Genomic DNA, 20,160 nt, shown 5'->3' with positions numbered 1-20,160 from the left:
CGTTCATGGATGACCACAAAGTTCCCCCCGGCAGAATTGGTGATCGCCCAGAAGAAAATCCTCAAGAAGATTTACCTTCCGACACTTATGAATGGCCTCCGGAATGGGAGGCCCATGTTCCTGAGGCCCCAAGCATCTTTTCAATTCTCTACCTCCCGATTCTTCTTTTTGTCGTCACGGTTTTTACCACTCTTTGGGCTGGGGCTTATCAGGTCAATACTCACCCAGTGAAAGGCGCCTGGGATTTTTTAATACGGTATCCCGAGAATTTGTTTCAAGGGTGGCCATTTGCCGCCACACTTCTGGGAATTCTTGTGACTCATGAATTTGGCCACTTTTGGCTTTCGCGGATCCATCGGGTTCCAGCATCCCTTCCCATGTTCATTCCAGGGCCTCCCCAATTCATTGGAACGTTTGGGGCTATTATTCGGATGCGCTCGCCCATCATGAATCGTCGGGCTTTATTTGATATCGGAGTGGCGGGGCCTATTGCAGGATTTGTGGTGGCGGTGGTGGCTTTGATTATCGGATTGTCGCTGTCCACGGTGGTGCCCAAACTGGGTTTGTATGGGCTACAATTGGGAGAGCCTCTGCTTCTTCAGTTTTTCGCATGGTTAGTCTTTGGTCCTATTCCCGAAACTTATGATATTGTGTTGCACCCTGTTGGGTTCGCGGCCTGGTTTGGTCTCTTTGTTACCGCCTTAAATCTGTTGCCAGTAGGGCAGCTCGATGGAGGGCATGTGGCCTTTGCCTTATTCGGACGGCGTCAACGGACGTTGGCATATGCAGTGCTTCCAATCTTAGTGGTGCTGGGTATTTGGGGATGGCCCGGATGGTTGTTGTGGGCGGGATTGACGGTGTTGGTGGGAATTGCTCACCCACCTGTTATTGATCCTTCCGCCGAATTAGGTCGAGGACGGGTGTGGGTTGGATGGTTGGCGATTGCCATATTTGTTCTGAGTTTTTCCCCAGTTCCTTTTTACTTTGGATAGTAGAAATGTTGACTATAGGATAAGAGTTATCCATGACGAAACGAAACGCGCATTTGGAATCCTATATCCGATCATCACGGTCTCACTTTGAAGACCTCTTGTCTCAGATGGTGGAAACACCATCCATTAGTTCTGACCCTGACCGGGTCAAAGATATTAATCGAATGGCCACTCTTGGGATGCAATCTCTGAAAAGCTTTGGGGCCCAGGCTCGTCTCGTCAAAACGGGTGGGTACCCAGCGGTGTCTGGCGGCTGGCAGGTTGGTAAACAGTATCCCACTCTGACGATATATAACCATCTGGATGTGCAGCCAGCACAGGAACCGGAGTGGCGGCAAGAACCATTTCAGTTTTGTAAGGAAGGTAATCGTTATCGAGGTCGAGGAACCACGGATGATAAAGGTCCGGCGTTAACAGCGCTGTTTGCTGCTCGGTATGCGGTTGAGCAGGGCGTACCCTTAAACATTCGGTTTCTGTGGGAACTGGAAGAAGAAATCGGGAGCCCGAATTTTCAAGATGCCTTGGATCAAAAAACACTAGTGCCTCGTCCAGACTCCGTCTTGATTTCCGATACGATCTGGGTCTCGCGCCAACGCCCTGCCGTGCCGACAGGGCTTCGCGGATTGCTTGCGGCTCAACTGACCTTGCGTACTGGTACGACCGATGTTCATTCAGGTTTAACCGGGGGTGGGGCGAGAAACCCACTTGCCGAATTATGCGAGGCTGTCCATGCCTGTGTAGATGCTCAAACGGGTCGGGTAAAAATCCCTGGGTTTTACGATCACGTCGTGCCTCCTTCTCCTCGTGATATGAAGGAGTTTTTATCGTCAGGGTTTGAGGTGGCCAGATTTAAAAAAGCCTATGGATTGCGATCGATTCGGACCGAGGATCGGGCCAACCTTGTGAAAAGAATTTGGGCTGCGCCCACGTTCGAAGTGCACGGCCTTGTGGGTGGGTATAGTGGCCCTGGAGTCAAAACCGCTGTGCCACCATGTGGCAGACTCAAAATCAGCATGAGACTCGTGCCTAATCAACAGCCTCAAAAAATTTTCTCGCAGCTTCAGGCTTTTATTAAAAAACATAATCCTGACATTCACGTGGAGTGCGATGAACAACTTGAGCCATTTCAGGGGATTACGAGTGGTCCCTATGCGGAGGCCTTGCGAAAGGCGGTGCACGTTGGGTTCAGCATAACCCCATCCTTTGTTCGGGAAGGTGGCTCAATCGGGGCAGTGAAGCTCATGGAGCGAGCCTGGAAGGTGCCGATTCTTTTCATGGGTCTCAGTTTGCCAGAGCATGGCTACCATGCGCCCAATGAATTCTTTGATTGGGCCCAAGCCTCTGGCGGCATCCGGGCGTTCGTGGAATATTTTTCTCAGATTGCGCATATGCGTGATGGGTAAATCGTGAACCCCATCTTTGGGGAAAATGCTTATCCGCCCCTCACCAGATTTACCTCTAATTTCCAAATCCAATTCTACTCCGCCCACTCTCATTATCCTTATTTGTATATGCAGGGTTTCGCCCCTGCAGACGACCTCCTTTTGTTTCGGCAAAAGGAGGCAAAACCATTCTTGCCTGTGCGCAGAACAACGGGGAACTGGGCCGCCACCCCGAATCAAGATGACGCGGAAACTCACTCCGAGGTTAAAGCCTCCTCTCCGTTCAGACAGTCCGCGCCGAGAGGTAGGATTCGGTGCGGCGGCCCAGCCGCGCCCAACGCAGGAGAAAGGCAAAGACCTGAATGACAATCGAAGAAAATGGTAAGGTGAGTTTTTGAAGCAAAGAAGTAAGAGAAAAGGGGACGGATTAATTTAATTTTTTGTGAGTTTATTCAAATAGGTGGCATTATCCTGATCTTCATAAGATGCCAAAATAACTGGAATTGTGGGCGTAACAAATTGAATATACAACGATTCTGGCGTATTGTTCAGAAGACTCGATGCGTGTTATCCGGACAGAATCTCCAAGACCCGTCCTCTTACACGGGTCCATCTAAGCATTGTTAGGTTGCCTGTGCCATTTAACGAGGTTATCCCGCGTTAGCGCACGGAGAATACTGTGGAAATCAGTCTGCTCGCTCTTTTTGCAGTAGTCCTAATAGCAGTACTGATCGCACTCTTTTCATATACTGGTGAAGATGAACATGCGACTCAATATTGCGAAATAACAGCAAGCGATCTGCCAAAATTTAGGGTGCGATACATCATTGACGGCGACACCGTAATCGTATCGAAGTCGCGGAGGGAAATGCGTATTCGCTTATACGCCATTGACTGCTCGGAAGATGGGCAACATTGGGGCAATATCGCGAAGGCTGGAATCATCAAGCTGATCGGTGGTCGGAATGTGCTCATAGAGGAACATGGTATTGACAAACACGGACGTACGCTCGCGACGATATATGTACAGTGTGAGCATAGATCTGAGTGGATTAACGTTAATGAGCGTATGGTCATGCTGGGACACGCTTGGGTCATGCGGAAGTACTATGGTCATCTACCGACGGTGAGGCAACATCAGCTGACTCGACTCGAGAGATGGGCGAGATCTAAGCGAGTTGGATTATGGGGTACCGACTATCCGGTCCCACCCTGGCAGTGGCGTAACCAAGGGTGATTTATGCTGTGGCAAACTCTGCCTGAGAAATTTCAGGGGTTCCGAGTACACAGCTTGCAGAAAAGGGGACGCTTCCATTTTTAGATGTGTTTCTTAAGTGTCTCCCGCCTTTGGCTGCGGCGGAGCCGGAGGCCCGAATCGACTTTTTGGCGAGAGCTGTTTGAGCGCAGCGAGTTCTCTCGCCATCTTATTCGGGGCGTAGGCGGAGGGACCTGGAAGAGAATGGAGAGGTTTTCCTCCATTCTCTGGAAGGCCGCAGACGGGCGGAAATGGTTTTGGGTCCTTTTGCCGAAACAAAAGGACCTCGTCATGCAGGGGCGAAACCCTGCTAGAAATAATTCTTGCAAATAATCTAGCGAGAAAGTTTGACCCCAAACTGCCGCTTCTAGATTGTCAATTATCTCTGCCTCACCAATATTCTAATCGGTGTCCCTTCGAATCCGAAGGTGTCCCTCAATCGATTTTCCAGAAATCGAAGGTAAAACGTCTGGACTTCCACAGATTTCCCGACAAACAAGGCAAAGGTCGGTGGCTTCGTGGCGACTTGAGTCATAAACATGGACTTCAAGGGGCTGCGCCGCTTGCTTGGAAGGGGATTATCTTCGAGGGCCTTTTGGAGAAATTGATTGAGCCGGGCCGTGGGCACGCGATAACAAAAGGCTTCCATCACGCTCTGGATTGTGGATAAAAGGGGATCTATTGATGATCCCTTGAGTGCCGACCCGAAAATGGTGGGCACAAACGTGAAAAATGGAAAACGGCGATGCAGTTCTTTGGAAAATTGGGTTTGCGCGGTTGGGTCATCTTGTCGAAGATCCCATTTGTTAATAAACAAGACGCAGCCGCGTCCTTGCTTCAACAATAGTCCGGCAATTTTAGTGTCTTGTTCAGTGGCGCCTTCGACTCCGTCTAAAATCAAAATGGCGATGTCGGAGCGGCCGAGGGCTTTAAGTGTCCTAGCCAAGCTATACCCTTCGATGCCTCGTTCAATTTTTCCGCGACGCCGTATACCAGCGGTATCCGTAAAGATGATGGGTGTGCCCTGATACTCGATATGTGTATCCACGGGATCACGGGTGGTGCCAGGAATATCACTGACGACCACGCGTTCTGCGCCAAACAGGGTATTGATCAAGGTAGATTTGCCGACATTCGGACGACCCACCACGGCGACCCGTGGGAATGGTACGCGTTCGCCATCGTCGGGATCTACTGGGAGCAGTGGCAAAAATGCTTCGAGCAATTCATCCACTCCGGTACCATGCTCAGCAGAAATGGGAAATAGCTGATCCTTGCCTAATTGGTAAAAGTCTGCGAGCAAGGGTTCGGCTTGGGGTGTGTCTATTTTGTTGATGGCGTAAAACGTGGGTTTGTTTACATCTCGAAGGAGTGTGGCTATTTCTTGGTCAAGCGGGGTGAGTCCCGCCCGTCCGTCCATGATGACCACCAAGATATCGGCTTCGGCAATGGCGGTTTGGGATTGGACGCGAATAAGTTGGCCCATGCTCTCTGAAGTGCTGAGGTCCAAACCGCCTGTGTCGACGAGCTGAAGTCGTCGGCCTTGATAGGTGCATTCTGCAGTGATGCGATCACGAGTGACACCCGGCATGTCATCGACAATAGCACTTCGGGTTCCGAGGACTCGATTAAAAAATGTCGATTTGCCAACATTGGGTCGTCCAATGATGGCCACAATGGGAACCTGGGCTTCTGATATTCCCGGTAAAGCGGGTTGATGAATGGATTTAGAGCGTTTCTTGCGCATGGAGTGGAAAAGGTTGCTGGGGTATGTGATGCCGCTACTTGACGGATTGAGACAGTATCACGGTGTACTAGGTGTGGACAAGAAAGTGTGAAATTCAAATCCGAATCTGGGAACACATTCTAAATTCAAGGTTCGAATTGTCCTTCAAAGTCATTTTTGTTTATTTCGGATCTCCATGTTTGAGAGTCGGATTTCTCTCGTGAGCAGAGAGAGTCGGCGAGAATTGAAATAGCCGTTGTGGTGAGGGTTGAAGGCGGGAGCCGATTAGTAATGAAGATGTTTCAAGGCAGCGGCGCAGAGAATGATAAAGACTCCCATCCACAAGGCTCCTCGCTGAAAGGGGATGGGTTCTATCCGTTGTTCCTCTTTTTCTTCGGCGGTTTCTTCTCCAGTAGGTTCGATGCGGAAGATCACGGTATAGAGGTACAGGGTGAGAATTCCTAATACCAAGGATAGCTTGATAAAAAAGATGGTCAAATAGTGGGCATTGTGCGAAATGCCTTCGCCGGTTTGCCTGATCATCAGTTCACTGACGTAATGAAGATTGAGTCCCCCGGTGAACAAAATTACGATTAAGAGCATGCCGACTACTTTGCGGTATTGCTTATAAAACGTATCGCAAATTGGCTTGATGTATTCCCTGGGAACGGCGGTTTTAAGGCCTGGGGTAACTGCCATGACCAAAAATGCCAGTCCGCCAATCCAAACGATGGCGGATAGCAGATGCAGCCAGTGATTGAGAATCGGAATGACTTTATTGAGATCGAGAAAAACGTCTTGGAGGGCGTCCATTAGAACTTGAAGACTGGCTTTTCATTTCCGAATCGTTTTTGCCGAAGTTCTTCCATCAATTCAATGGTGATGATGGGGATATTGTTTTCACTGGCATGGCGTTCCACACCTTTTTTCACCATGGCACGGAGGAAATAGGGAATCCGGTTGAGCCGGGTCTCTGCTGCGGAATCCCATTCGATGGACGTTTCCTCTTGTGTATTAAATGCGACTTGGATTTTTTCTCCGCCCTTGGGGGTATAGAGACACCATTCATCTTCGTCCATATGGTCGCCGTGGTCCACGTAGGGTCGTGCACGGCAGCCGCCACAGATTTCGCTATACTCACAATCTCCGCATTTCCCCTTTAAGTGAGGGTATCGGAAAGAATCAAATACCTCAGATTTTTCCCACAAATCGACAAAGCTGGTATCGCGAATATTTCCAGCGGAAAGCGGCATGTAAGGGCAAGGTGTGAGATCGCCATTGGGCGTCACCCGCGCGTAGTTGGTTCCTGCCAAACATCCTCCACCCATATAGCCTTGGGCTTTCGTGATGGGAGAGTTAGGATCTTTCTCATAGGCCAGCCGCTTGAAATGGGGAGCGCAACGTGCTCGAACAAGCATATCTTGGTATTTGTCTTGGGAGTCAATTAAGAAACTCAAGACTTCTTCATATTGCTCAGGCGAAATATCGGTGAGTTCTTCACCACGACCGGTGCAGACCATGAAAAACACGTTCAACACACGTGCACCCAGTTCATGCGCCCAGTCGATGACATCCGGCAACTCCTTATAATTCATGGGTTGCGCACTGAAATGCACTTGGAATTGAAGGCCATTGCGCTTACAGGCTTCAATGCCTGCCACTGCTGCTTCCCAAGCTCCGGGTACTCCCCGGAAGGCGTTGTGTGTTTGAGGATCAAGGGAGTCTATGCTAATGCCCATGCCCATGACGCCGATTTCCACCAATTCCTTGGCTAGCTTATCATTGATCAGCATCCCATTGGTTCCAAAGACCACCATGAATCCCAGGCTTACGGCATGGCGAGCAATATCCAAGATGTCAGGTCGAACGAGTGGCTCGCCGCCGGTAATCACTAACAAGCAGCCTTTGTTGACCTCGGCAATTTGATCAATTAAACGGAAGCATTCTTCAGTGGAAAGTTCATCAGAGCCGCCCCCGGCCTTGGTGGTAGCATCGAGGTAGCAATGTTCGCATTTAAGATTGCAGCGCTTGGTCAGATTTAAGGCGACAAGGTAGGGTTTGAAGTCATCGACTGTTCGCCCATCATTTGGGGCCGAGGCCGTAGAAAAGGAGGTTACCTGACTTTTTAATAAGCCAAGCTTTTGGCCAAGTTGATCAAAATTGAAAACTGGAAGTGATTTACCCATAAGTGGCTGGCTCCCTTACTGGGCGCCGGCGCCAGTGAGTTTGGCGATGATATCCTTGACGTTCCCGGACTTCATGGCTTCTTCCATCGTATGTTTGGCCTGCTCAATTCCTTCGTTTGCCACATCCAGCGTAATCATGGTCGTGCCCATTTTTTCGGCATGCTTAATGATGAGTGCCTTGGTGCAATCTCTCATAAACCCTTCGGGCGCGCGTTCTAGGCGTTTCAGGGCCTCTGGGTCCCATGTATAGGGGGATGATTCTTCCATGAGTTTATTCTCTCCGTTCGCACCTGAAGATGTTTTTGAATCCGCCTCTGGCGCTTTATTTGCAAAAATTGGCGTGTATTCCTCATCTGCGGCTTCCTGAATCATGGTGCCAGCGTATTCGAGGGTAATGGTGGTCATTCCAAGCTTACGAGCTGTTTTTTCAATTTTTGCCTTGGCTCGGCGACGTTGGAATCCGGCAGGGACTGCCCGAATGGCTTCTTTGGCATCTTTGGTCCATTGCATGGGGATATCATCATACGCCACTTGCGTTTCTAATCCCCCTTCAGCTTTGGCTGCAGCATCAAAAATCGTTTTATCCACGGCCTTGAAATCTTTCCCATCCCCGCCACACACGGGGCATTTAACTGGCTCGGCGCCTTTCCCAATATACCCGCATCCATTACATACATAATATTGACGGGACATACGATCAATATAGGATTGGTTGCCGGGACTCAAGGCCGGCGAGATTGTGGCTGGCTTTTCTTCCACCACTTGATTGACCATTCCACTCAGGGTTGACCCCATGAGGTCGGTGGCAACGGCATCATCCGCTTGCATCTTGTTGCGATCGATTCCGGCCTCATCCAATTGTCCTCCCAAAGCTTTCATGGCATCCATGGCACCCTTGGGAAGAATATCTCCGACGGCCTCATCCACGACAGAATTGCTAATGATAGTGTGTCCCTTTTCAATGGCATAACGATGAATGGCGGTTTTGGCGACTCCTCTAGCAAAGACGGGTATCTTTTCCATTCGGAACAAGGCTTCTTCAGTCCATGCCATGGTGTATTCCGCCTGGGTGTCAATGGGAGGAACAAACTTTTGATTGGAGATGAGGACATTACATCCTGTGGCTCTCAGAAGATTTTCCGTGTTGCTTCCAATGTCCATGTCATCGTCGCTATGTACACCGATACGGCCAACAATGAGAAGCCAGGGTTGCTCCTTTCGCACGTATTGCAGGACTTTTTCGAATGCCTTCCCATCAAGCAACGTTGTTTTAATATCGAACCCTTCTTCTTGTGCCACTTCTCGGGAAATATCCAGATGCGATTGGTAGATCTTGGCTAAACCGCTATCAATGACTTCTTCATGAAGCTTTTCTTGTTCTTTGAACCGAAAGACTTTACCGGCCTCTTCATTTAACACTCCTGAAATACTGTGGAATGCGGCATAGTGAAAGTAGGGGTCGAAGGCTGAAATGGCTTCAACGGGTTTATTTAAGGCTTTCCCTAAGGCCAATCCGGTTTTGAGGCCGCCAAACGAGTAGGGACTACCATCAACGGCGACTACGATTTTCCCCCCATTCATGGGCTTCAGGTCTTTCACGATAAACATGTCTGAATTCCGAACACGCCTCAATACACGTTCGGTATTACTGCCAATCACCGAATCTTTGACGGCTCCCACTCCCAGTCCACCCATAATGGTGAGATCATAGTTATTCGTATTGATATCTTCGGCCAGGACTTTCCAATTGCGTCCTTCAAGGGAGCGACGTTCCAGGGGCAAATTGGCTTCAGAACATTTCTGGTCGATGTAGTCGAGGTAGGAGTCGGTAATGATTTGGAGGCCACGGGTGATTAAGGAATCATGGATTTGCCGTTGGCGATCCAGTTCTTTCTCATCATGGTATTCTTCTGGAAGACCGGCTTCCATTTGCTTAAATCGTTTGTCATGCATTTTTGCCGCATACACATGGCTTCCAACGATTTTTGACCCAAATTCTTTGGCAAGACTCACACCCAGATCGACGGCCATATTGGAATGGTCTGAATTGTCAACCGGGATGTATATAGTTTTATACATCAAACGCCTCCTTGCGAAGCATGACGTTTCCAAGTCACATGTTTAGGTTTGTCGTTAATTCGTCTTCCTACCTAAGTAAACCCCAATAGGGTACACCTAGAGCCCAGGAAGTAAGCGCGGATCTTAGCACCTGCTCTTTGGCGAATGCAACCCGATGATCTTGAATTAAATACGTCGAAGTCCGTGTGTCTCCTGGGTTAGTCCAATGGACTAAAAAAGTGACATTACAATGAAGTATGTATTTTAAAAATTAAACAAGGCGAGGGTGAGGCATATCTTCTTTTCGATGTGATTATCTGTTGGGACTTTGATGTGACGTATGTTCAAGGTGGTAAACTTATTTACCCATTTGTTTTTTGAATACTAGGAAGGATCAGAAATCGTTAAGTATTAAGGTGTCATTAACAGTTCAAATTTCGGTATTTGTCTATATTGCCCAATAATTGCTAAAACCCAACACAGAATGTCCTGGTAAAACAACTAGGTAATTATACTTTTTTTTGATATTTTTGCTTTTAATAAGGAAAATGCTGAAGTAAAATTCGAGGATGTTTAATGACCTAAACTCTATCTAAATTCTAAATTGTGTAAATGCCAGTTGAGTTTTCCTCCAGTAATATGTTTTTTCGTTGAACACCTTTTGCCAACTTTCACCGTTATGGGCTTCCTCCTCTGATCTCAGGCATACAGGGGAAGGGGACCTTTTTGCTTTTACAACGAAGGGATGGGTATATGAGCCAAAAGAATTTTCTATTTACGTCTGAGTCAGTCACCGAAGGACATCCTGACAAAATTGCCGACCAAATTTCTGATGGCATTTTAGATGCCATAATGGCCAAGGATAAAAACTGTCGGGTCGCATGCGAGACTCTTGTGACCACCGGGTTGGCGTTTGTGGCTGGAGAAATTTCCACCAAGGCATATGTGGAAATTCCTGACATCATCCGGGCGACGATTCGTGATGTTGGATATGCCGATGCTACCTGGGGATTTGATTTTCGGACTTGCTCGGTCGTGACTTCTATCGATGCGCAATCGGGGGATATCGCGATGGGGGTGGATACGGGGGGAGCTGGCGATCAGGGTTTGATGTTTGGATATGCTTCCAATGAAACGGCAGAACTCATGCCCATGCCGATTGTGTTAGCGCATCGATTGACAAAACGGTTAGCCGAGGTTCGGAAAAAGAACATTTTGCCTTGGGTGCGTCCCGATGGGAAAGCTCAGGTCACAGTAGAATATAAAAATGGAAAACCAGTCAAGGTCGACACAGTGGTCGTGTCCACCCAGCATAGTGACAATGTGACATCGAAAAAAATCGAAAAAGATATTAAAGAAAAAGTCATCATGCCGATGATGCCCAAATCCATTTTTGACCCCAAGAAAGTAAAGTTTCACATTAACCCCACGGGCCGTTTTGTGATGGGGGGGCCCATGGGGGATACAGGATTAACCGGTAGGAAAATTATTGTGGATACTTATGGTGGAGTCGGAAGTCATGGTGGCGGAGCCTTTTCCGGAAAAGATCCCAGCAAAGTTGACCGATCAGCCTCGTATATGGCCCGCTACATTGCGAAAAACATCATTGCGGCCAAGCTCGCTGAAAAGTGTGAAGTCCAATTGGCTTATGCCATTGGAGTTCCAGAGCCAGTCTCTGTTTTAGTCGATGCCAAAGGTACCGAAAAGGTGGATACCACCTTGCTTGATCGATTGGTCCGAAAGCATTTTCCCATGACGCCGAAAGGAATTATTGATCATCTGAAACTTCGACGACCCATCTATAAAGAGACCGCGGCCTATGGGCATTTCGGCCGGACTGGGCCTGGGTTTACCTGGGAGAAAACGGATCTTGCATCCGTATTGAGGCGAGACGCTGGCAAATAATTTTCACGATCGATCTTTTATGTACTTTTCACGATGAGGTTTATGTTATGAGCACTGCCACGAAAGTTGGGACAAACGTGACTGATTATAAAGTCGCGGATATTAATCTTGCGGACTATGGACGCAAGGAGATTCAGATTGCTGAAACGGAAATGCCAGCCTTGATGGCGCTTCGGGATAAATTCCGAAATTCTCAGCCTCTGAAGGGTGCAAAAATTCTTGGATGTATTCATATGACCATCCAAACTGCCGTGCTTATTGAAACGTTGATTGAATTGGGTGCTGAGGTGCGATGGGCGTCCTGTAATATTTTTTCGACCCAAGATCATGCAGCAGCGGCCATCGCGGCGCGAGGTATTCCTGTGTATGCCTGGAAAGGGGAAACACTTGAGGAGTATGACTGGTGTATTGAGCAAACCATTTTAAAGGACGGGCAACCGTGGGATGCCAATATGGTGTTGGATGATGGCGGGGATTTGACCATGATGCTTCACCAAAAATATCCATCGATGTTGGACAAAATCCATGGGATCACGGAGGAAACCACCACGGGGGTCCATCGCCTGCAGGAGATGCTTCAAAAAGGCACCTTACGGGTTCCGGCCATTAACGTTAACGATTCGGTGACCAAATCAAAAAATGATAACAAATATGGGTGTCGGCACAGTTTGAGCGATGCCATCAAACGGGGGACCGATCATCTCTTGTCCGGGAAAAAAGCCCTGGTGATCGGGTATGGTGATGTGGGAAAGGGGTCAGCGCAATCTCTCCGTCAGGAAGGGATGATTGTGAAGATTTCTGAAATCGATCCCATTTGTGCCATGCAGGCCTGTATGGATGGGTTTGAAGTCGTGTCTCCCTACAATGACGGAATTAACACTGGACGAGTCGAAAATATAAATGTGGAATTGTTAAGCAAAACCGACTTGCTCGTCACCACGACAGGGAATTTGAATGTATGCGATTCAGCAATGTTGCGGTCACTGAAAAATGGGGCGGTCGTTTGCAATATTGGGCATTTTGATAATGAAATCGATACTGTGTACATGCGGGAAAATTGGGAATGGGAAGAAGTGAAACCTCAGGTCCACAAAATTTATCGCAACCGTGGTCAGAATGATCATTTGATTCTATTGTCAGAAGGGCGATTGGTAAATCTCGGCAATGGCACCGGCCATCCTTCCCGGGTGATGGATGGATCATTTACCAATCAAGTTTTGGCTCAAATTCATCTTTACGAAAAGAAATTTGCCGATACTCCTGGGGCGACGGTCACGTTGGAAGTATTGCCGAAAAAGCTTGATGAAGAAGTGGCCGCTCATATGGTCCGTGGATTTGGTGGCGTCATTACGAAACTCACAAAAACTCAGGCTGACTATATTAATGTGCCTGTGGATGGACCGTTTAAGGTGGATAGCTACAAGTATTGATTTTCTCTCTTTTTTGCCGGGCCTTCTGTACCAGACAGAGGCCCGGCCATCATTTCCTAAAATCCTTCATTCATCATTCCAGATTTCGCCTGCTCCAAAAACTATGTTGGGTAATATCCAGAGGGTATGTTTAAAGCTGCCCTTCCTGTTATCGTTTTCTCCACTGGTGTTTGAAAATATTTTGTTTAGGGGTTGGTGTTGAGAAGAGCTGGAATCTGGCTCAGCAAGGCATCCTGTTGGCTGCGACGTTTCTGGGCCAATTGAATGGGGTGAGGAAATAAATGGTCTGAGGGTGAAGGAGGCAAGGCCCTGAGAGCTTTGAATTCGGGAATATATTTCTGCAAATCAGGCAGTGCGGCTAATGCCTGTCCTTTCCATGGATTATAGAGTGGATCACCAAACAAAACCATACGCCAACTCAAATGACGAGTGGAGAGGTAGTACGCTTCAACTAAGGTATACCGGCCGGTTAACATCAAGCCAAAAAATTCTGAGGGTTTTGGAAAGGCATCGACATAGGGTTCGCCCGTCGGTCCAATCGTAACAGTAATGCCGCGTTCAAGGGCATTTTTACACCACCCTTTCTCCTGAGGGTTATGAATGCTGATCGCCTCGCCAGAGGCGATGTGGTAGCCAATGGCTCCAGGGTTGAACGAAAAAGCGTCTTCATATTCCCGATACTGATACCACCCGGCATACAATCCAACTTGAGGGGCCTCGCCTTTTTCCTGAAAACGTTTTTGAGTGTTTTCTAAAATTACGCGATAAGACGTCTGGTTTCTCATGAAGGCCGATAAATTTCTCAGGCTTTGATCGTAGTCTCCGTAGCTCAGAGGGCCATCGGACTTCATGCCTCTGGCATCGAAATAGGCTTTTCCCGACACGCCCGTTTGTTCAGCCATAATGGCGCGGTCAATCATGAGCTTGGACAATTTTGGAGTTGGCGCATCGATTCGACTGACCATGAGCACGGGAAATTGAAAGTCTTTATCCTTCTTGGTGGATTTGGTATTGGACGGGTACCAGGCATAAAAGGGATTGGGTATTCTACCGTTTAAGGAATACTGGTCCTGCCCAAACCATAAAATACTCAGCTCACTGTCGACGCTGGCTTCTGTGTCTTTTGTGACAAGGTTTTGTTGTTCGCTCGCGGCCAATTGAAACACGCCGCGAATGCCAAAAAACCGTTGCGCCAATTGATAGGATACCTTCCGGTTTTGGGTCGATGGTGTGTGGACTAATATGGATAGAGCTAGACGGGCGAGTTGAATGTGCGTTTTTAGCTGATCAGGAGTCAACTGGCTGTGTGTTGGCATTTTGAAATTCGGGTATTTGGTGTATGCGGATAGACCATCGAGTTGAAGTAAGTATTTGAAAAAATCCAAGTGTTGATCCATGGGCTTTTTCGGGGAGGAAGGCGTTTGAATTTCGGAGGTGATCGTGGCTATGGCGTGATCAATATGCCTGAGAATCTGTTCGGCTTTGACGGGGTTTGAGGCCGAAAATGCTGACGAGAGCGAGGGAGATGGAGGAGCCCCTTTTTGAAAATTTAAAAGGGTGCGGCTAAGTGCGGTATCGATGGTGTGGGCAAACTCGATTGCAGCGTCGTACCATTCCGTGGCGTCCGCTTGCCATTCGTGTACCTCATCGTTTGGGAGTGGGGCATTTACGCGGAGAGGCACCCCAAACGTTGTCACGAGAACTCTTGTCGTGGAAGCAAGACCCCTGGATTCCAAAGCGACCTTAAGTGGCTTTGTCAGATATTCTTCAAAATCCTCCCGACTTATGGTTTCCTCATAAGGCAAATTCAATCTAACAAGGTTGGAAAGGGGGATTCCTCTTTGTTTGGCATAATACCTAGCCACATCCATGCCATCGAGATCGTTCTCATTGGCTACAATCACAACTTGATCAGGTTGAATGGCCCCAAAGGCTAAAGGATCTAAGGGTATTGAATTTATTATGACAAACAAAAAAATGGTCCATGGAGAAATATTTCTGGAGGTTGCAGGTTTCAGCAAATTAGGCGTGGGTCGGGAAATTGACCTAAAATAAGAAGCCATAGAAATGAAAAATGGAACCAAACCCTTTCCCTTGAGAAGGTTAGGGCTATGAATTTGAGTGAGAAAGGAAAGGTGGAATTTGGGGGTGCCCACAATCCTTTGTCTCGGAGTCGTTCGATATAGACTTTACTGCAGGGCCCATTGGTTAGGTAACTTTAGGCGACTACCTTTAATATTGCTTAGGAGTTCCGTGATCGGTGGGGGAGGGTAAAGGGGCAAATTAAAACTTTTAGGCAGGAAAAAACTGTAGGAAGCTATAGTGCGGTTAAAGTTGTTTGGGAAGAGTCGCCAAAAATTGACAGGATCTAGAGGAAATTCCTATAGTAATCAATCTTAAAAGATTTATGTGGGATTCTGGGCCAAAAGGCTCATCCCTCTCTAGAGCTTTAGCCTAAATATTTGTGTTATTGGGCCTTTTTCATGGTTGCGAAAAGTCACGGACCAGCATAAAGTGAGTGGACGGCGTACTTTGAATGTAAGCAAGTTATCGCAGATATAATACCAACCGGAATGCGGAGAGTTTACTAATGTCGACAACATATCAGGTTTTACGTGGCCCTGAACACTTTCTCCCACCGGCGGCAGCCAGTATGGGAATTCGGTTGCCAGATCCAGGTCAAGCACATATTCATGGAAAAATCGTGAATGAAGACGAGGCGATGGAGGCTGCGGCTCGTCAATTCTTATCTGCAAAAGTTCCAACAATTTTTCCCGGCCCCCTTGTCCTATGGGCATGGAATGAAAAAGCGGCTCATAAAGCTACGGCTATTAGGCATCTGTATGAGACGCTTAAATCGTCGGTCACTTCTACCCAGCAGGCCATGCTGATTCCTATGCCGGACTATCGTCCCAAGTATCCAAAAATTAATCCTGAAATCGAAATTAATCCTAACCATCCCAATCTCACAATTTGGCACAATAAAATTGATGCCTGCATGTTTGTAGGCGTACATTGTCATCAAGCCAATTTATCGCTCAAAATCATTCGGGGAGGCACAGATTGCTATACGATTGCCATGTGTGCTCAGGCTGGCCATGAGGACGCAATGCTCTCGTTTCGTGATGCAACGGCCGAAAAGATCTTGAAACTTGCTGATTGGGTAAAGAAATTGAAGGGGTCAGTCGAGCCCCCCAAATGTTAAGCTAGGAGATTCAAAATGCGGGGGGTAAGGCAAGTTCCGCATATTAATACACCAAAATACGTATTACAATACGTCAAAGCCATTAGCCCTAACTTGAAGGAGGCGCAATCATGGCAACTCAATCGTTAGTAGGAACAAAAAATAAAGCCGGTCAAACCATTACCGATCCATGGCAGATGATGCACGATGCCGAACGTACCCCCTGTTTCTTTACGGGCAGTGAGGTTATTAAGGAAGCTCTTCGTCGAGCCAATTGTGACATTATGATTGCCTATCCAATCACACCACAAAGTGAAGCGGCGGCCCTCATTGGGGAGTTGTTCGCAGAGGGATTTATCGGTGATTACTTCCGAGGAGAAAGTGAATTCGCGGTGATGTCGCAATGCGCGGGTGCGGCTTTTGGTGGCGCTCGTGTGTTTACCACCACAGCTGGTCCCGGAACGATGCGTGCGATGGAAAACTTTCCGATGTGGGCTGGTGCACGACTCCCTATTCAGATGATTGTCACTTGTCGTGGAATTAACTCACCATTGTCCATTCAGCCAGATACCTTAGAAATTTCCTACCTTTTAAATACCGGCATGTTGGTGTGGCATGCTGAAACTGCCCAAGACTTTTATGATTGGATTTTGAAAGGATACATTGTTTCTGAGGAGCCAGATGTGCATTTGCCGTTGGCCTTGTGTTGCGATGGATTTTTCGTGACGCATACCAAAGATATGGTGAATCTCACTCCAGCTGAAATGTGCCTCCCACCCTATGATCCATATCGATCCCCAGTGCCATGTATGGATATGGAATGTCCTCCGGTTCGGATGATGCGTGATCCGTTTGTCATGAAAAGTAACTACATCAGCTATGCGACCCATGCCAGTTGGCAGCAAGAAGTGTGGGCGGCTGTTGAACGCTCTCGCAAACATACTGTTCGGTGGCTTGATGGTTTGATTGAAGTCGACAACCCGGATGCGGATATCCTCATCGTCTCTTCGGGGACGGCCGTATCACAAGGGCGCGAGGCGAAGATCCTCCTGGAAGAGGAGGGAATTGATGTTGGGATCGTGAAAATTAAATCATTGCGTCCTTGGCCAGGAGAGGAAATTCGAGAGGTCACCAAGAACGCGAAGCATATTATTGTGCCAGAGTTTAATGTTACTGGCTGGATGGCAAGAGAAATTAAGTCAACTATTACGAATAGTGAAAGAGTGTATGCAGGCCCCCACGTGTGTGGCGGTATGACTCTGCCTCCAGAGATTATTGCGGCTGATATTAAAAGTCTTCTCGGCATTAAAACGGCGGCGTTGGCTGGTCGGGGAAGCTGAACCTTAATGCCACAATGTTATTCGATACTTAGATAAATTACTGAAAGTTAAGATAAATAGAGGAGGCCGATATGAGTAAAGAGCGAATTAAAATAGCTCCGGAAATGTTTGAGATTATGCCATCGGAATATCAAGATTTAGTAGAGCGGGCGACCTATGGAAATGAGACTCGCGGATGGAAGGATATCGGGACTTCTAAGGAGCTAATTGAAGAACATTCATTGTGTGCTGGTTGTCCAGAGTCCATGGCGTTTCGCTATATTTTGGCCTCTCTTCCCGCACCAGAAGATACAGTCATGGTGGGGTCTACGGGCTGTACTAGTTTAGTATTTCCCCATGTAGGCGTGCATAATATTCACTCACTGTTTGGGAACCAAAACGCCATTGCTTCTGGACTCAAGCGTGCCCTGACTGTGCGGTTTCCTGGTCGAACCAAGGATGTTGTGGTTTTGGCTGGTGATGGGGCAACTGTGGACATTGGGCTCGATATGACATTGCAGGCTTGGTTCCGCCAAGAAAAATTTACCACCATATGTTTTGATAATGAGCTGTATGCCAATACTGGTGGCCAAGAAAGTGGATTGATGCAAAAAGGGTTTGTGGCCAAAATGGCGCCAGTGGGCAAGACATTTGAGAAGGTCCGGTTGCCAGAAATTGCTCGTGAGTCGGGCTGCCACTATGTGGTGAATTGTACGGTCAGCAAACCAAACCTTGTAGAAAAAGTCATTAAAAACGCGATTCATGTGGCTCGCGAAATTGGTCCGACCTATCTACAGCTGTATACCCCCTGCATTTTGGAAATTGGGAAAAACAGCATGGAAGGTCTCCAAGAAATGCGGGATTCCGAAAAACCGACTGAACGCTTTGCATACAGAGAATATATTAGTGATCAAGCCAAAGAGCTGTTGACCGAAATGGCGGCCAAAGAAAAAGAGCGAAAGGCTGAGGCGAAAAGACAGCTGGCAGCGGCAAAAGCTTAACCAGTCGTCAGGTTGGTCCAGGAGGAACATTATGATTAAGACTAGAATCAATATTCGAATGTCAGGCCTTGGAGGGCAAGGTGCGGTGACCGCAGCCCATGTGATGGCGATGGCCGCCTCCCGTGACGGGAAGTATGCGATCTCTAATCCATTTTTTGGTGCTGAAAAGCGTATGGCACCAGCCGAGAGTTATTGTCGGATCGGTGTGAAACGAATTTATGATCGTGGGGAGCTGGTGTTTCCTGATGTGATTGAGGTGTTCCATCCGCAGGTGATTACGTTAGGGAAAAGCTACACCATGCCGTTTTACTCAGGAATTAAAGAAGGCGGAGTCGTAATCATTAACTCTGACATGCCGCTTCTTTCAGATGAAGATGTGAAGACATTAAAAGATTTGAACGTTTCGGTGTTTTATATTGCTGGGACTCAGGTCGCTTTGGAAGTCGCGGGAACCGAGCTTTCGACCAATATGACTATGATTGGGTCTGTGGCGGGAATCACGAAATGTGTATCTTTGGAAGCGTTAGATGGCGCACTTCAAGAACGGTTTGGGAAAAAGTTTGTAGCTTCAGGTGGAACGGCGACGTTAGATGAAGCCATCAAAAAGAAGTTTGCCAAAAAAGAAATGCTGTTAAAGAAAAATTTAGACACTGTCATACGTGCCTACGAGATGGGCAGTGAATGGGCAGCGAAAAATAATGTTGAACTGGCCGTCGCAGCGGCATAAATAATGGGAAAAGGTAGTCATTCATGTATAATGTAGCGCAAGTAACCGAAGAAAAGTGCGTAGCTAAAAAGGGCTGCCGGTTGTGTATTATGTATTGCCCGGAAGCCAATTGTTTAGATCTCAATACTGAAAGAATGGTGGCAGAGGTCGTCATTAATCGATGTAAGGGCTGCGAGCTGTGTAAGGTAGTATGTGATGCGGCTAAACACGAAGCGATTGAAATGCTCGCCGTCGGTGCCGATGGTATTCTTATGAACAAAGCTGGTGAAGCTGCTGAATTAGGGCAGGCCTATCAAGGTTAAGCGGCGAATACGTTAGATAAGGTCTAAAGCCCTGCGCCATTGATTTTTTCAATTGTCGCAGGGCTTTGTTATGTAAGCCTGGCGGCCAAGTGAAGTGTAAGGTGTTAGAAAGGTGGTAGATACTATAATGAGCCAAGACCTCAGGCAACTTATGAATGGTATTAGCGAGCAAATGGGCCTATTCCATCAAATGTTGGAAAGTCGCGCTCAAGAAATTCAGCTTACCGGTGGAGATCCGGACGTATCGAAAAAGTTAACCATGGGTGCAGATGCTATGAAAGACAGCGGGAATATTTATTTATCCTGGGCCCGTCATTATGTAGCACTGTCTGAAGGTGGGGCTGCGGAAGCCGAAGAGGGTGAGGAAGATTCTGATGACTTTCAGTTTTAATTTCTGGAATACCGTGTTTCCAGCCTTTTCCTGAAATTGATTTTTCCCCTTTCCTCCTATTGATCCTATGGCGAGCTCGGTATATTATGGGTTTCTTAAGCATTAGCCTATTTAAGTATAGAGATATTCTTAGCCATTCTGTTCCTCGGTAGCTCAGTTGGTAGAGCGATCGGCTGTTAACCGATTGGTCGCAAGTTCGAGTCTTGCCCGAGGAGCCAAATTCAAAAGGCCATGAGATAGTCACTATCTCATGGCCTTTTGTTTTAGAAAAAGAGACGAATTTACAGAAAAATATTTATATA

Annotated in this window: 16 protein-coding genes and 1 tRNA gene; 12 read left to right on the top strand and 5 right to left on the bottom strand. The window is 47.6% G+C overall.

Going from position 1 to position 20,160, the window contains the following annotated elements; genetic code table 11:
• Positions 1-5: 5 nt before the first annotated feature.
• The 3 genes from PPG34_RS07465 to PPG34_RS07455 all read left to right on the top strand — a co-directional run bounded on the left by PPG34_RS07465 (position 6) and on the right by PPG34_RS07455 (position 3,611).
• Positions 6-992 (top strand): site-2 protease family protein, encoded by a 987-nt coding sequence (locus tag PPG34_RS07465; RefSeq protein WP_313832557.1) that lies wholly within the window; start codon positions 6-8, stop codon positions 990-992.
• Positions 993-1,024: 32 nt separating this feature from the next.
• Positions 1,025-2,395 (top strand): M20/M25/M40 family metallo-hydrolase, encoded by a 1,371-nt coding sequence (locus PPG34_RS07460; RefSeq protein ID WP_313832556.1) that lies wholly within the window; start codon positions 1,025-1,027, stop codon positions 2,393-2,395.
• An 847-nt stretch (positions 2,396-3,242) separates the two neighbouring features.
• A complete protein-coding gene (locus PPG34_RS07455; protein ID WP_313832554.1) occupies positions 3,243-3,611 on the top strand; it encodes a thermonuclease family protein in 369 nt (122 codons plus the stop codon).
• A 397-nt stretch (positions 3,612-4,008) separates the two neighbouring features.
• On the opposite strand, the gene der is transcribed toward PPG34_RS07455, so the two are convergent.
• From der to PPG34_RS07435, 4 genes are all read right to left on the bottom strand, one after another.
• A complete protein-coding gene (der, locus tag PPG34_RS07450; RefSeq protein WP_313832553.1) occupies positions 4,009-5,376 on the bottom strand; it encodes a ribosome biogenesis GTPase Der in 1,368 nt (455 codons plus the stop codon).
• Positions 5,377-5,640: 264 nt separating this feature from the next.
• A complete protein-coding gene (locus PPG34_RS07445) occupies positions 5,641-6,168 on the bottom strand; it encodes a hypothetical protein (RefSeq protein WP_313832551.1) in 528 nt (175 codons plus the stop codon).
• Positions 6,168-7,541: a radical SAM/SPASM domain-containing protein gene (locus PPG34_RS07440; RefSeq protein ID WP_313832550.1), complete on the bottom strand. Its 1,374-nt coding sequence runs from the start codon at positions 7,539-7,541 to the stop codon at positions 6,168-6,170. Before PPG34_RS07440 ends, PPG34_RS07445 begins: the two co-directional genes overlap by 1 nt.
• 15 nt (positions 7,542-7,556) lie before the next feature.
• Positions 7,557-9,620 (bottom strand): universal stress protein, encoded by a 2,064-nt coding sequence (locus tag PPG34_RS07435; protein ID WP_313832548.1) that lies wholly within the window; start codon positions 9,618-9,620, stop codon positions 7,557-7,559.
• Between the two features lie 732 nt (positions 9,621-10,352).
• Here PPG34_RS07435 and metK point away from each other — a divergent pair.
• Positions 10,353-11,504: a methionine adenosyltransferase gene (metK, locus tag PPG34_RS07430; RefSeq protein ID WP_313832547.1), complete on the top strand. Its 1,152-nt coding sequence runs from the start codon at positions 10,353-10,355 to the stop codon at positions 11,502-11,504.
• Positions 11,505-11,551: 47 nt separating this feature from the next.
• Positions 11,552-12,934 carry an adenosylhomocysteinase gene (ahcY, locus tag PPG34_RS07425; RefSeq protein WP_313832546.1) on the top strand — a complete coding sequence of 461 codons (1,383 nt, stop codon included), beginning with the start codon at positions 11,552-11,554 and terminating at the stop codon, positions 12,932-12,934.
• A 185-nt stretch (positions 12,935-13,119) separates the two neighbouring features.
• Here ahcY and PPG34_RS07420 read toward each other — a convergent pair whose 3' ends face one another.
• On the bottom strand, positions 13,120-14,907 hold the full coding sequence (locus PPG34_RS07420; RefSeq protein WP_313832544.1) for a TIGR03790 family protein: 1,788 nt from the start codon (positions 14,905-14,907) through the stop codon (positions 13,120-13,122).
• Positions 14,908-15,524: 617 nt separating this feature from the next.
• Here PPG34_RS07420 and PPG34_RS07415 point away from each other — a divergent pair.
• The 7 genes from PPG34_RS07415 to PPG34_RS07385 all read left to right on the top strand — a co-directional run bounded on the left by PPG34_RS07415 (position 15,525) and on the right by PPG34_RS07385 (position 20,076).
• Complete coding sequence (locus PPG34_RS07415) at positions 15,525-16,139, top strand: carbon monoxide dehydrogenase beta subunit family protein (RefSeq protein WP_313832542.1); 615 nt, start codon at positions 15,525-15,527, stop codon at positions 16,137-16,139.
• A gap of 110 nt (positions 16,140-16,249) precedes the next feature.
• The gene (locus tag PPG34_RS07410; RefSeq protein ID WP_313832541.1) at positions 16,250-17,458 is read left to right on the top strand and encodes a transketolase C-terminal domain-containing protein; all 1,209 of its coding nucleotides are present in this window, start codon (positions 16,250-16,252) and stop codon (positions 17,456-17,458) included.
• 71 nt (positions 17,459-17,529) lie between these two features.
• Positions 17,530-18,438, top strand: a complete 909-nt coding sequence (locus PPG34_RS07405) for a thiamine pyrophosphate-dependent enzyme (RefSeq protein WP_313832539.1) — start codon at positions 17,530-17,532, stop codon at positions 18,436-18,438.
• A gap of 31 nt (positions 18,439-18,469) precedes the next feature.
• Positions 18,470-19,165 (top strand): 2-oxoacid:acceptor oxidoreductase family protein, encoded by a 696-nt coding sequence (locus PPG34_RS07400; RefSeq protein WP_313832538.1) that lies wholly within the window; start codon positions 18,470-18,472, stop codon positions 19,163-19,165.
• Between the two features lie 23 nt (positions 19,166-19,188).
• Positions 19,189-19,467: a pyruvate ferredoxin oxidoreductase gene (locus PPG34_RS07395; RefSeq protein ID WP_313832537.1), complete on the top strand. Its 279-nt coding sequence runs from the start codon at positions 19,189-19,191 to the stop codon at positions 19,465-19,467.
• Between the two features lie 127 nt (positions 19,468-19,594).
• On the top strand, positions 19,595-19,858 hold the full coding sequence (locus PPG34_RS07390) for a hypothetical protein (RefSeq protein WP_313832536.1): 264 nt from the start codon (positions 19,595-19,597) through the stop codon (positions 19,856-19,858).
• 142 nt (positions 19,859-20,000) lie between these two features.
• A tRNA-Asn gene (locus PPG34_RS07385) sits at positions 20,001-20,076 on the top strand.
• The last annotated feature ends 84 nt before the right edge of the window (positions 20,077-20,160 follow it).

Source organism: Candidatus Nitronereus thalassa (assembly GCF_032191465.1).
Lineage (GTDB): Bacteria > Nitrospirota > Nitrospiria > Nitrospirales > UBA8639 > Nitronereus > Nitronereus thalassa.
Note: the sequence above shows the minus strand (reverse complement) of the source record. Positions and strands in the feature narration are given on the sequence as shown.

Bases quoted from the DNA above. Each gene is read 5' to 3' on its own strand.
- PPG34_RS07465 (WP_313832557.1), top strand. From the start codon at position 6: ATGGATGACCACAAAGTTCCCCCCGGCAGAATTGGTGATCGCCCAGAA.
- PPG34_RS07460 (WP_313832556.1), top strand. From the start codon at position 1,025: ATGACGAAACGAAACGCGCATTTGGAATCCTATATCCGATCATCACGG.
- PPG34_RS07455 (WP_313832554.1), top strand. From the start codon at position 3,243: ATGCGTATTCGCTTATACGCCATTGACTGCTCGGAAGATGGGCAACAT.
- der (WP_313832553.1), bottom strand. From the start codon at position 5,376: ATGCGCAAGAAACGCTCTAAATCCATTCATCAACCCGCTTTACCGGGA.
- PPG34_RS07445 (WP_313832551.1), bottom strand. From the start codon at position 6,168: ATGGACGCCCTCCAAGACGTTTTTCTCGATCTCAATAAAGTCATTCCG.
- PPG34_RS07440 (WP_313832550.1), bottom strand. From the start codon at position 7,541: ATGGGTAAATCACTTCCAGTTTTCAATTTTGATCAACTTGGCCAAAAG.
- PPG34_RS07435 (WP_313832548.1), bottom strand. From the start codon at position 9,620: ATGTATAAAACTATATACATCCCGGTTGACAATTCAGACCATTCCAAT.
- metK (WP_313832547.1), top strand. From the start codon at position 10,353: ATGAGCCAAAAGAATTTTCTATTTACGTCTGAGTCAGTCACCGAAGGA.
- ahcY (WP_313832546.1), top strand. From the start codon at position 11,552: ATGAGCACTGCCACGAAAGTTGGGACAAACGTGACTGATTATAAAGTC.
- PPG34_RS07415 (WP_313832542.1), top strand. From the start codon at position 15,525: ATGTCGACAACATATCAGGTTTTACGTGGCCCTGAACACTTTCTCCCA.
- PPG34_RS07410 (WP_313832541.1), top strand. From the start codon at position 16,250: ATGGCAACTCAATCGTTAGTAGGAACAAAAAATAAAGCCGGTCAAACC.
- PPG34_RS07405 (WP_313832539.1), top strand. From the start codon at position 17,530: ATGAGTAAAGAGCGAATTAAAATAGCTCCGGAAATGTTTGAGATTATG.
- PPG34_RS07400 (WP_313832538.1), top strand. From the start codon at position 18,470: ATGATTAAGACTAGAATCAATATTCGAATGTCAGGCCTTGGAGGGCAA.
- PPG34_RS07395 (WP_313832537.1), top strand. From the start codon at position 19,189: ATGTATAATGTAGCGCAAGTAACCGAAGAAAAGTGCGTAGCTAAAAAG.
- PPG34_RS07390 (WP_313832536.1), top strand. From the start codon at position 19,595: ATGAGCCAAGACCTCAGGCAACTTATGAATGGTATTAGCGAGCAAATG.